We start from the raw sequence: 12475 nt of genomic DNA on the forward strand, positions 1-12475 counted from the left end.
AAGACGTATTGTCTCCGTTGAATGAAGAACAACAGCATCACATTCGAGATGAACGCAGGGAGCAAATTATAAGCGCTGCGCTTAAAGTTTTTGCAAGGCGGGGGATTATTGGGACGAAAATGAGCATGATTGCCGCTGAAGCCGAGATTAGTCATGGGCTGCTTTATCATTACTTTGCGTCTAAAGAAGAGCTTTTCACAACACTTGTTGAAAGAGCAATGATTGCATCGGATGAGGCTATGCAAAGTGTTTATGAGCTGCCGGGTTCGCCGATCGATAAAATCAGAGCGTTAACGCAAGATATGTTGGATGAAGGTGGTACGGACTACTTTCTGCTGATCCATCAGGCACGAACATCCGATGGAGTGCCTGAAAAGGTGTTGGAGTTGATGAAGCATTACTCGATGGACAATTACGTCAAGCAACTGCATTCATTATTCCGGGAAGGACAAGAGCTCGGAGAGCTTGTGGTTGGAGATTTGGACGAAATGATTTCGTCTTACCTATCGGTCCTCTCTGGTCTGATGGTGCTCAATGTGCAGAAGATTGGTGGGTACCAGCTTCCGAGAGTTGACGTACTGCTGAGGATGATTGCTCCTTTATAGCGAAGAGCGACATGGCAAGTAAGGGCTGTTTTCAAGTAGATAAATCTACTTCGAGACAGCCCGTTTTTAAATTCAATGTTGCTATCATGCATGCACATGATGGCATGCAGTTCTGAAGATTACATAAAAACATTAGAGTTTCTCTATAGCTTAATATACATTCTTTTTGGACAAAGAAAGCTCACCTCCAAGTCGCAGTTTATTTATTTAACCTGTCTACTTTAAGGGGAGCATATCAGAACCGGCAGCCATATCTTATCCCGGAAATGTTTCAAGATACCCTGCCGGGTGTAAGTATCTCAAAAGGCTATTTTTTTGGAACGAATAACCATTCAGAACCGATCGTTTATATTCTTACACAAGTATAAAGCCATTTAAGCATATAACGTTATAACGGCATTTCCCTCTGGTAGTTATGGATCTTCTTCGTTTTATTGTTCAATGGAATTAAAATGCAATGGAGGTTATTGATGAAAAGTACAGTAGTTGGAACGATTGCTGCATTATTTGCCGTTTCCTTGCTGGTTGGGTGTAATGATGCAAAAAAAACGGAAGCCGAAGATTTGAAAATAGAGGGGGACTGGAAGCTTGCAGCCGGTTCCCAATCGTCAGCCTGTTTTGCCGAGATGAAATTTCTTGAAAATCCATTTTCAGATAGAGACCCTTTTTCCGTTCATGAAACGACGGGCAACGTTACCCATATATGGATCGGGGAATACGAGAAGAAAGGAAACGATATTCGGGTTGTTTTGCACGAGCCCAAAGCGGAGCCTTTCATTATGGCCGCAGACCGCAGCGGCGACGAATTAAAGCTTCGATACGAATGGAAATCGGCAGATTTAGTCTGCTCGTATCAGCCTGATTAACAGCTATATTCTCGGAACCGCGGTTATCAAATAAAAGCTTAAAAATACTAAAAAGAAACCAAATTCTGCAGTGGAGGTAAGTTGATGATACGAAGATCTATCTTCATATTTATAACGTTAATCGTAATCCTTGCTGGTTGTAGTAATGAAACAGATAAGAATGCTTTAAAAAATCAGGACTCATCGGATTCTACGCAAAGTGATGAACCAGAAAAGAACAATTCAAAAATTCAGAGCCTACCGGACTCTAATCAAAGTGAACCTCATACTTCCTTAACAGATGAAGAAATATTAGTGAAACCTCCAGGACGCTTTGCTGGGTCTAACTATGATGAACAGAAAGTTCAAGCGGCTCTGGATGAATTACCAAGTAACCTGACAGCTGATCAATATAAGGAAGAACTCCTCCTCCTATTGGCTGAAGATTATCGCTCTTATGTGACCACTTTCAATAATATTGAAACAGAAGTCATAGTGAATAATGAGCGACCTAATGGTAACATCACATTACCCACAAGTAAGAAGTTACACATTTCGATCCTACTTGATGCCAGTGGCAGCATGAAAGCGCAGATCAATGGCAAATCAAAAATGGACTCTGCCAAAGAAGCTATTCAGATCTTCGCAGATAAATTACCCGAAAATGCAGAGATATCTTTGCGGGTATATGGACATAAAGGAACAGGAAGTCAGAAAGATAAACAAGTATCATGTAACAGTACAGAAGAAATATTTCATGGTCAAGGTGACCAGACAAATCAAATGAAAACGGCACTTCAAGGCGTAAAACCAGCTGGATGGACACCCATTGCAAATGCTCTGAAATCTGTAGAAAAAGACATTAATCCTGAGACAACCGATTCGGTCGTATATGTGGTTAGTGATGGAATTGAAACATGTGGAGGTAATCCCGTACAGATTGCTAAAGAACTCAACCAATCCAAAGTGAAGACAGTTGTAAATATTATTGGCTTTGATGTGGATAACGATGGACAGAAATTGCTTCGACAAGTTGCTACATCTGGTGGTGGAGAGTTCACTTCTGTAGATAATGACGAATCACTAAAAAATTATCTCAATAAAGCGTATGCCAAATTACAAGGCGAGTGGACGACATGGAAAGAAAAAGGAGAAGGTCAGGCAAATATACAAAAAGAACAGAAACAGGGAACAATCAATAGAACACAAGAAACGATGCAAATTCTAGCGAACAAAGAATATGATAATCTGCTAGCAGCCCTTAAGTATCTAGAATCTAAAAACGGAAATGCTATCCCTCACGGTGAGGTCAGGATACAGATTACAGAACGTAGAAATTTCGCAAGGACTTATGCACGTGATACAGGGAGCCGTTTGTATCACGAAGTCACGAAAAGTGGAAATCAGGTTTATAACGATATCAAGGATGAAGGAGATAAGAATATCGATGATTTGAAGAATAAGAAAAATAATTAGCGGCTGAGGCTTAAACCTCCGCTCCGATCGATTGGTAACCATGGTGTTTAGGAATTCATTTATTTACTCATGGTCGGCCGGCGTCAAGGGGGACGTCCCGCTCGCACAAGGTCGGCTTTTAAAGGAGGCAACCGTAATAAATACGATCTGGTCCATTCGAACCGGAATTCGGGATTTCCTTGAGGCCATCTATCGAACTTGTCAATCATGGATTGAGAAATATCCGTTTATTAAAACGGCGTATACGACTTTTTCATGGTTGTCGCTCATCATGTTTGTTTTAAGCTTGTTTTTCGTTAAAGAATCGCGTACCATGATGGTTCAATATTTATGGTCGTTTTATGTGCTGCTGCAGTTTTGGTTTCTGTGCCGAAGCAAAACGATGCCGTGGAAGCAGATCGTTCTGTTCGTTCTGGCAGGCGTTTCTCTTGTCGTACCGTTCACGACACTTACGGTCAATGCTTTCCACGTGCTTTTCGGCGGAAAAACTTCCGACACTTGGTCCATTGCCGTGATCACGCCAATTTTCGAAGAATTGTGGAAGCTCCTTCCGCTAGGCGTATTTCTGTTGTTCTCACGTCGAGCTTCCGCCTTGAGTTTAAGCGATTACACGCTCATCGGCGCGGCAACCGGCGTCGGCTTCCAACTGATGGAGGAGTTGTCCCGAAGGTGGCTGAGTTCCGGCGCTCTTGCGGAAAAGTTCGGCTACGGCTTTACATGGCTGGGCGGCGAAACGATCCATTGGGACTTTTTCTCGCTGTTTCCCGGGCGTCTTGAAGAAAGTGTGTTCCCGACGCTAATGACCGTCGGTCATCCCGTACATACCGCCATGATCGCGCTTGCGTGCGGAATTGCCTATCGGCTGCGGACAACACTGACGAAATGGGTTATTCTGTTCCCGGTAATCATTTTGCTTTGGTCCATCCTAGATCACGCGGCATATAACGGTCAGCACCGGCTGCCGGATTGGGTGTTCCGGCTTCATGATTGGACCGGCAGCGGTTATAAAACTCAGCCGGCCTTCCTGCTGATGCTGGCCGCATCGATTTTTGCCGACTACTGGTCGCTGAACAAGATACGAATCCGCCTTCCGTCACTGCCGAATGAGCCGTTTCTTAATCCATTTACCGAGCTGTGGAATATGACCCGCTCTTTTTGTTTGGACCGAGGAAAATTCATCTATTGGCTCGGATTTTACCGGGAGCGCAGGGAGCTTGGATTTCATATCCTTTATGGAAATGACGAAGCGGCTGGCAGACAGGAGCCTATCGATGCTCGGGTAAAAGCTCTTTGCCAAGCGTTAACCGGACTCGCTATAATTCTGCTCGTGGCCGGTATGTTCGCAGGTATCGGGGCACACACGAGCGGAGGAGAACCGGCATGTTTCACCTGTATGTTCGACTCGTTGCAAGATTGGTGGGATCGGCTCGATTGGTATGAACAGGGCGCGATCCTGCTCGGAGCCCTTGCCTTGTCACTGCTGTTCGTCGGATTCTGGCCGGCTTTTGGCATCGTAATGACGGGGATGGAAATCGCCGGGAGCGGGCATGAGATTGCCGGCTATATCCGCGATCCGAAGAAGCTGTTTACTCCCGAAAAAGCGCTTTCCTTCGCTATAGGCATTATACTAAACCGTATCCCATTCGGTAAAGCGCTAAGTTGGGTGGGAATGAAAGGAAGCCGGTATGTGCGCAAGCTTCTGGATAAGCTCGGTTCCCGGAAGCCGGATATCGACGTCCCGGTTCATCCGAAACCTCCGAAAAATGACGGCAACAGCCCGGGCAAGAGCACGGACGATCCCCAGAAGGCGGATGATGATACGCCGAATAAGGATAAAGCCGATGAGGGGACGGATTATCCTGCTAAGCTTTATACAGGTACAAGGAATGCCGCTTCTGATTTTACAAGAGGCAAAGGTAGGAGTACTCTGACAAGACACTTTACCGATCATAAAGATGACTTTGGTTATACGACTGAAACTCAATATCTAGATGGTGCAAGAGATTTTCTTGAAAAGTCCCCGACTTCAACAACAAAATCTTTTGAATCAGAACAAGGCACATATTTTAGATATGATACAGCTACTAACGAATTTGGAATAATAAATAAATATGGCGGGATTTCAACTTATTATAAACCAACAGATGGGCTTGAATATTGGGAAGAGCAAAAAAAACTATATGGCCCTGAGTGAGGGAGGAAGAGGAAAAAATGAAGAGATTACAATGTCCTTGTTGTGATAATTTCACTATAGAAAGCGATGATGAGGTTGTTGTAGAAATCTGTGATGTATGTTTTTGGCAGTTTGATGCTGTGGCTCATGCTAAGCCCGATAAAAGCATAGGAGCAAACCATATCTCATTGAATCAAGCAAGGGAGAATTACAAACTATTCGGTGTTTGCAAGCTTCAATACAAAAATATGGTTAGAGAACCGCTAGATGAAGAATTGCCCCAAAATAATATAAAGTAGTTTTCATTCAGAACCTTGAAGGGCTTAATGCCTTTCAAGGTTTTGCTTTAGGTGGGGCTACCGAGTGCCGAACGAACCCATCATTCAACATATAATCCATGTAATACGTACACCAAATTTTTCTGAAATCAGGTGTACGCACATAATGGGAATTGATTCTTGAACTAGGACTAGTTAGAAGTATAATAGATGGGTAAATTTCATTGCGAGGTGGAGTGAATGAAAAAGTTTATTGCAAATCCGCGGGGAAAAGCATATGAGCAGCTTATCGATTATGTAATCGAACGTACCGCTTTTTTTGTAGTAGCAGATAGATATCAATTAACTAAGAGAAGCGAGTATTGCGCCGCTCTATTAGCGCGGTTGAAGCCGTTCCTTGTTGCTGAGCGAAGCTATGCGGAACTTCAGGGACGTAACGCAATTGCATACAGCGAAGGGACTTATTATGTTTATAAATGCAGCAAGCAGGCTGGAGATCTATTGAAAGAGGTCAATGATAGTCTGTATGGCTGGAATCTTCCTTTTACGCTTGAGGATTTATGTTTTCTGGATGCGGAGGGCAAAGACTTTCTCGTCAACATTGCACATGAGGAAATTGGCCGGATAGACATTGATGAGGCGGAAGCGGAGCTATTGTCACAGAATATACCAGGGCTTTTTATAAAGCTTGAGGCGCACAGTCAGTTTGATCGTTTCCTGGATGACGCAATTAGACATCAGGCGGATAAACTAAGAATCACTTCGTTCGGAATTACAGAAATCCCGGATCGCATTCGTGAAATGCAGCAACTGAAGCATCTTGTAATTTTCGACCAACATATTAGGTTGCTGCCGCTAGGACTTTTCGACATTCATACATTGGAAAGCTTAAGCATAATGACCGCAGACCTCGAGTCCATTCCGAAGGGAATTGGCAAGCTTACCAATTTGAAAAGCTTGACGATTTATTGCGGAAGCTATGACCAACCAGCTATTGGACGAAAAGTGATTGCCAAATCGGATGTGTCGATAGACAGCCTGCCCCCGGAAATTGGCGAGCTGCAACAGCTCGAGCATCTAAGTATTTGTTATACCAGAATTAAAAAGCTGCCAGAGGAAATAGCTAAGCTGCAGCAGTTGCGAACATTGAATGTAGGCAATAATCTGCTGACTGGCGATCCGGCATTTTTACCGAAAATGAAAAATCTGAAATACGTAAATTTTTCCGATAGTCCTTTTGGACTTACAGAAAGGCTATAACGGGTCATTCCGTATGTATCACGATATTACAACAGCTTGGAAGTGAGGTGAATTTAGTTCTACATTTTGAAACTAATGAGAGTCATCATAAGAATAGAGACGGATTAGCTTCAGAATATGAAGTTAAATCACAGGAGTGGGTTCAATGATCGAGCTAACTCATCAATTAGGTTCATCCAATGATACTAAAGCGTGTCAGCATAGGAATAGAGACAATTTAGTTTCAGAATATGCAGTTAAATCGCAGGAATGGGTTCGTTGATCACCCTTTCACGGCAGTACAAAGCTGTACAAGTATAGCATGCGAACCTCCAATATATTTACTTTGATCCGATTTGTGTTTTTGTTCACTGTTGATATAATGAGCGTGAATCGGACTATTTCTGATTTTGAATTTTTGAGTTTAATAGAGGTCATTTCGAGTGAGTGTAGTAACAATGCTGTACTATTTTAAGGAGGGCTAATAGATGGGATTAGCGGATGTAATCTACAATAGCTTAGTCAATGAGGTGCTTGAAGACGGGGAGTGGGACAAGGGCCAGGACGTTCGGACAGTATGGGCGGATGGAACGCCGGCTTATACCAAAAGTGTCATTTGCAAGCAGTTGAAATATGATAATTCTGAGGTTCCTATATTGACAACCAAAAGGGTTGCATGGAAATCAGCTATTCATGAAATGCTTTGGTTTTATGTGAAAAGGACAAGCGATTGCTCTTATCTCGATGATAATAAGGTAGGCATTTGGTCCGATTGGACGAACGAGAACAACAATATTGGCAAAGCCTACGGCTACCAGTTGGGTAAGCCGATTATGTTGAACGGCAAAATTACCAATCAAGTCCATCAACTAATTGAACAATTAATTACGAATCCCGGCTCGAGAAGGCATGTTATTTCCTTATGGAATATTGATGATTTAGACCAAATGGAGCTGTATCCATGCGTGTGGAATAATCAATGGCTTGTGAAGCAGAACAAGCTGCATTTAATTGTTAATGCTAGATCGAACGACATTGGACTAGGCAACCCATTTAATGTGTTCCAGTACTACGTTCTGCAGCGCATGATTGCACAGGTAACGGGGTATCAATTAGGAACGCTGACGCTGAATATCAATGACGCCCATATTTATGAGCGGCATATCGAGCCATTGAAGGAGCAGATCAGCCGGGAAGCCTATCCAGCTCCTGAGCTTTGGATAAATCCAGAGATCAAACATTTTGATGATTTTACAATAAAAGATTTTGAATTGAGAAATTATAGCTATCATCCGTCCATTAAGATGGAAATTGCTATTTAAATAAGAGTACCCCATAAGGAGTATTATGAAAATTGGACTAATGAGACATTTTGCCGTTACGTATAAACCGTTATCAAAGTGGATGACTTCGGGTCAATTTAATGAATGGGTAGATCAATATAATAAATCTGAAATTCATGTACAGTCTCAAGTTGGCCGCTACGAGCATAATTGGGATGCTTGTTTGACGAGCGATTTATCGAGGGCGGTTAAGACAGCTGAACATCTATATAAAAACGAGTTCATATTAACCAATCAGCTGAGAGAGATTGAAATTCATGCGGTAAGCAGCTCCATACCGAAGGTCAAATTACATCGCGATATGTGGCTGTTTCTAGGTAGGGCAGAATGGTATTTTTCACATCAATCACAAAAAGAATCGAAGTCTCAAACCCTAATGAGAGCCGAGCAAGTCATTGAATATTTGGAGCTGAATTACGCAGGCTCAAATGTACTTGTTGTTACCCATGGCGCATTTATGAAATTACTTGTTCGAGAATTGAATCGTAGGGGCTTTAAGGGTGATAAATTTATTAGCCCCGAAAATGGAAAAACCTATATGTTCGAAAAATCTTAAATCGAAAACAATCCAGCACATAGACTCGTTTGGCGTATTGCTAGTTAAAAGTGTACGAGCCTAGAGGTATTATAAAGTCAATTAGCAGCTAAATTCGAAGCAGGTGTGTAGATGCTGCAGCGTAAATCAGCGCTGCCTTGAACCTGTAAAGAAGTGAGATGAAACAGCATTTTACCGGCTTTTGCGTGTCTGAATTCCAGAAGCACATCGGGGGCAGAGCTAACCTGACTTTGCTCCCACAGCTGTTCAAACTCAGGATGAACCCCCTTCATTTCCTGAATAAATCGCTCATACCAATCGTCATCCACATATTTTCCATAATAAGCACGGAAGATAGCTAAGAACCCCTTAACAAATTGCTCCCAATTGACAGCTAATCGTTGAAATTCCTTTCTAACAAACAAGAGACGAATCATATTTCTCTGCTCATATGGAATCTTATCAAAATCAAGAAAGACACGAGACGCCGCTTCATTCCACCCGACGATATGGCAGTGCCTGTCGGAAATAATAGTAGGACAGGACTTCAGCTCTTTCAAAATAATTTGCAACGAAGGACTGATTTGCGGTCGCTCTTCCATAGCATCCAGCGCTGCGGTTGAGCCTGTTTCCAGTGCTAACGCATACAAGTAGTTGCGTTCATCCTGGGTCAGGCGCAAGGCGGTAGATAAGCTGTCCAGTACAGATGCGGAAACTTTAATATCTCGCCCTTGCTCAAGCCATGTATACCAAGTCGTGCTCACACCCGATAATTGAGCGACCTCTTCTCTCCGCAGTCCCGGTGTCCTTCTGCGCATTCCTTCGGGTAAACCAACGGATTGCGGCGAGGTTTTAGCGCGCTGCGATTTTAAGAAGTGAGATAAAGCCTGCAGTCTATTTTGTGTATTCATAATATTCGCCTCCGCCTGTTAGTGTTATTGTGGTGTTAATTATACTAGGATAACCAACAACTTGTAATAGGATAAAAAAGGTGACAATATAACGCTATAAGAGATTGCGAAAGGATGGATTACAATGGAGAGAGTCGTTATTACTGGAATGGGTGTTATATCACCGCTTGGAAATGATGTTGAAACCTTTTGGAATCACCTTGTCCGTGGTGAATCAGGTATTTCCAGCATAGATCTATTCGATACAACTAGACAGAAGTCAAAGATAGCAGGTATCATTCGAGATTTTGACGCGGATGCAAGGTTTGGCCGGAAGGAAGCACGGCGAATGGATCGTTTTAGTCAGTTCGCATTAGCTGCTGCGGAGCAAGCTTTGGCAGATTCAGGGCTTGTACTTGATGAGATGGACAAGGAACGACTCGCGGTGTACGTAGGCTCTGGCATTGGGGGAATTCAAACGCTGATGGATCAAGGGGATGTGCTCAGAGACCGCGGACCTGAGCGAATCAGTCCGACTTTGGTGCCTATGATTATTTCCAATATGGCAGCTGCTATGATTAGCATTAAGTTCGGAGCATTGGGGCCGTCATTATCGCCAGTAACGGCTTGCTCGATAGGCAATACAGCGATTGGTGAAGCCTCTAGACTGATTCGTCTCGGTTTGGCGGATGTCGTGATAGCAGGCGGGTCAGAAGCCGCTATTTCAGAAATTTCGCTTGCCAGCTTCGGAAACGCGACCGCTCTATCGACGCGTAACGATGATCCAAGCGCGGCAAGCCGTCCTTTCGACTCGGGGCGAGATGGCTTCGTTATGAGTGAGGGTGCGGGCATCGTTATTTTGGAGTCGCTGTCTCATGCATTGAAGAGAGAGGCTAGAATAGCTGCGGAAGTAATCGGTTATGGCGCCAGCTCCGATGCTTACCACATGGTGGCTACCCACCCGGATGGAAGTGGTGCTTTCCAAGCAATGAAGGCGGCACTTCGTGAAGCCAAGGTTGCTCCTGAGGAAGTAGACGTTATTAGCGCCCATGCTACTAGCACCGAGGTGGGTGATCGTTCGGAAACGACGGCGATCAAGAAGCTGTTCGGAGAGCAGGCTTATCGGATTCCGGTTACGGCTAATAAGTCGATGACGGGGCATATGCTTGGAGCGGCAGGTGGAGTCGAAGCGATTGCGCTAGTGAAGAGCCTGCAGGAGGGGATCATTCCGCCAACTATTAATCAAAATGAGAAGGATCCATACTGCGACTTGGACTATGTGCCAAATACAGCGAGGAAAGTCGAATTGAAAATAGGCATGTCCAACTCCTTCGGATTTGGCGGCCACAATGCCGTTATCGTTCTGAAGAGGTATGAGGAGGAGAGCGGTTGAGTGATTTGCAGGAGAGGCTGAGACAATTACAGGAGTGGAAAAGTCATAGGCTGCTGAACGAGAGTACCTGAGAATGAGTTGGATGAATTTATTATAGCAGCGGTGTTGAAGCTCCAACATACAGACGAAGCCGAGGATGGGTTCATCAAAGCGGGGAGTGTTGTCGGAGAAATATTTGAAAATTTGCATCAATTAATCGGTGATTCCTTTATCGAGTATCGGATATGGACACTTATTAGTAATGGGGTTCTTGCGTTTAAGGGGCTGCCAGGTGCTATGTATTTATACTCTATTCGATTGATTTAACCTGTTTATCTGGACATGCTGCTGAAGCTGGGAAAGGATAAATGGTCTGGAAACCACCTTTTATCTATCTTTGAGCCAGCGCGAAAGCTCTCAAGAGGCTTCCTTCCTGTATAAATTGACATAACATAACATGCCAAGTAAGATGATACAATAACGTATTAGCAAAACTGAATTTAGCGGATTATGATTATTGTAACGTGTTATGTTTTATTATTTCATAGGTATCGGGGCGATTGATCCTTATGGCCAGCATTAAAGAAATTGCGAAGATGGCGAACGTATCTCAAGGAACAGCTTCCATCGTTCTGAATGGAAAAGGGAAGCAGTATCGGATATCGGAGATTACTCAGCAGAAAATTTATGAAGCAGCCAGAGAGCTTCATTATCAGCCTAATATCTCAGCAAGGCGCCTTAGAAGCGGTAGTGAAATCGTACTGCCCATTATCGCGCTTTTCTGGACATTAGATACTAGAACGATGCTTATCAGCCGTTTCCTAAAAGGGATACAGGAAACACTGCTCGCCATTGAAGGCGATTACGAACTGCTTATACAGCCCTATGTCGGTACAAAATTGAGTGAGGTTCATAGCCTTGTTACCGGCACTAGATTTAATGGCGCAATCATTGCAAATGCTACCGAGGTGGACGAGGCCTTTCTCGATCAGGCGCAATTGAATGTGCCTGTTGTTCTCTATCAACGAAGCTCGGACAAATATTGCTCGGTTAATGTCGACGGCTTCCAGACAGGAGTGAGCGTCGCTCGACTATTTGCTAGGAACGGTCACCAAACAGTGGGGGTGATTGTTCCAAATGTCTCCTCGAAGGCAATTAGGCTGCGCAAAGAAGGCTTTATTTCTGAAGCGTTGAAGCAGGGATTAACAGCAAAAGAGGAGCACACTGTCTATTCGGATTTTTCTGAGCAGGGTGGGTATGAGGCGATCAAAAAGCTGTATCAAGCTGATGATGGGCTGCCCACGGCTTTGTTTGTTATAAGCGACCAGATGGCCGTCGGCGCATTAGCTGCACTGAACGAGCTTAGCATAAAGGTGCCAGCCGACATCGAGATTGTGGGACATGACAATGATGAAGTAACCCAATTCACGATACCAGCTCTGTCATCGGTGCATTTGCCTGTTGAGGAGATGGCGGCCGAATGCGTGAGGCTGCTCATGGGTTTGATGCATCATCAACAGATTGAGCCGACTTCCAGTATGCTTGATACACATATCGTTGTCCGTCAATCCTGTCAGGACGATTGTGTAGGCAGAACGAAGAACGAAGTATAAAGGTCAAATAAGGTGAGTGGTAAACGGATAACCCCCGTTGACTACTCACCTTTTGTATTGTAAATATTGAAGACAGGTTTCTTAAAAATAGGGTTGACATGTAAGC

11 protein-coding genes and 1 pseudogene are annotated in these 12475 nt (G+C 43.9%); 11 read left to right on the forward strand and 1 reads right to left on the reverse strand.

Translation table 11 applies throughout. The features are described 5' to 3' along the window. The first annotated feature begins 8 nt into the window (after nt 1-8). The 8 genes from AC0YN7_RS12595 (at nt 9) to AC0YN7_RS12630 (ending at nt 8515) form a co-directional block, all read left to right on the forward strand. Entirely contained in the window at nt 9-605 is a 597-nt protein-coding gene (locus AC0YN7_RS12595) for a TetR/AcrR family transcriptional regulator (protein ID WP_475810345.1), read from the forward strand. Nucleotides 606-1075: 470 nt separating this feature from the next. Further along, nucleotides 1076-1471, forward strand: coding sequence for a hypothetical protein (locus tag AC0YN7_RS12600; protein WP_475810346.1), 396 nt, complete (start codon nt 1076-1078; stop codon nt 1469-1471). Between the two features lie 84 nt (nt 1472-1555). Continuing rightward, complete coding sequence (locus AC0YN7_RS12605) at nt 1556-2926, forward strand: VWA domain-containing protein (RefSeq protein WP_475810347.1); 1371 nt, start codon at nt 1556-1558, stop codon at nt 2924-2926. A gap of 40 nt (nt 2927-2966) precedes the next feature. Next, nucleotides 2967-5120 (forward strand): PrsW family glutamic-type intramembrane protease, encoded by a 2154-nt coding sequence (locus AC0YN7_RS12610; protein ID WP_475810348.1) that lies wholly within the window; start codon nt 2967-2969, stop codon nt 5118-5120. A 17-nt stretch (nt 5121-5137) separates the two neighbouring features. Then, the gene (locus tag AC0YN7_RS12615; protein ID WP_475810349.1) at nt 5138-5398 is read left to right on the forward strand and encodes a CPCC family cysteine-rich protein; all 261 of its coding nucleotides are present in this window, start codon (nt 5138-5140) and stop codon (nt 5396-5398) included. Nucleotides 5399-5617: 219 nt separating this feature from the next. Continuing rightward, nucleotides 5618-6637: a leucine-rich repeat domain-containing protein gene (locus tag AC0YN7_RS12620; protein WP_475810350.1), complete on the forward strand. Its 1020-nt coding sequence runs from the start codon at nt 5618-5620 to the stop codon at nt 6635-6637. 467 nt (nt 6638-7104) lie between these two features. After that, nucleotides 7105-7938 (forward strand): thymidylate synthase, encoded by an 834-nt coding sequence (thyA, locus tag AC0YN7_RS12625; protein WP_475810351.1) that lies wholly within the window; start codon nt 7105-7107, stop codon nt 7936-7938. A 25-nt stretch (nt 7939-7963) separates the two neighbouring features. After that, nucleotides 7964-8515: a histidine phosphatase family protein gene (locus AC0YN7_RS12630; RefSeq protein ID WP_475810352.1), complete on the forward strand. Its 552-nt coding sequence runs from the start codon at nt 7964-7966 to the stop codon at nt 8513-8515. Nucleotides 8516-8592: 77 nt separating this feature from the next. On the opposite strand, the gene AC0YN7_RS12635 is transcribed toward AC0YN7_RS12630, so the two are convergent. Then, nucleotides 8593-9405 (reverse strand): helix-turn-helix transcriptional regulator, encoded by an 813-nt coding sequence (locus AC0YN7_RS12635; protein ID WP_475810353.1) that lies wholly within the window; start codon nt 9403-9405, stop codon nt 8593-8595. 124 nt (nt 9406-9529) lie between these two features. On the opposite strand from AC0YN7_RS12635, the gene fabF reads away from it, so the two are divergent. The 3 genes and pseudogenes from fabF to AC0YN7_RS12650 all read left to right on the forward strand — a co-directional run bounded on the left by fabF (nt 9530) and on the right by AC0YN7_RS12650 (nt 12369). Continuing rightward, a complete protein-coding gene (gene fabF / locus AC0YN7_RS12640) occupies nt 9530-10777 on the forward strand; it encodes a beta-ketoacyl-ACP synthase II (protein WP_475810354.1) in 1248 nt (415 codons plus the stop codon). A 72-nt stretch (nt 10778-10849) separates the two neighbouring features. Beyond that, nucleotides 10850-11083: pseudogene (locus AC0YN7_RS12645) on the forward strand (DUF3658 domain-containing protein); the annotation flags it as partial. Between the two features lie 242 nt (nt 11084-11325). After that, nucleotides 11326-12369 (forward strand): LacI family DNA-binding transcriptional regulator, encoded by a 1044-nt coding sequence (locus AC0YN7_RS12650; RefSeq protein ID WP_475810355.1) that lies wholly within the window; start codon nt 11326-11328, stop codon nt 12367-12369. Nucleotides 12370-12475: the final 106 nt, after the last annotated feature.

The sequence above is a fragment of the Paenibacillus sp. J31R122 genome (assembly GCF_056269185.1).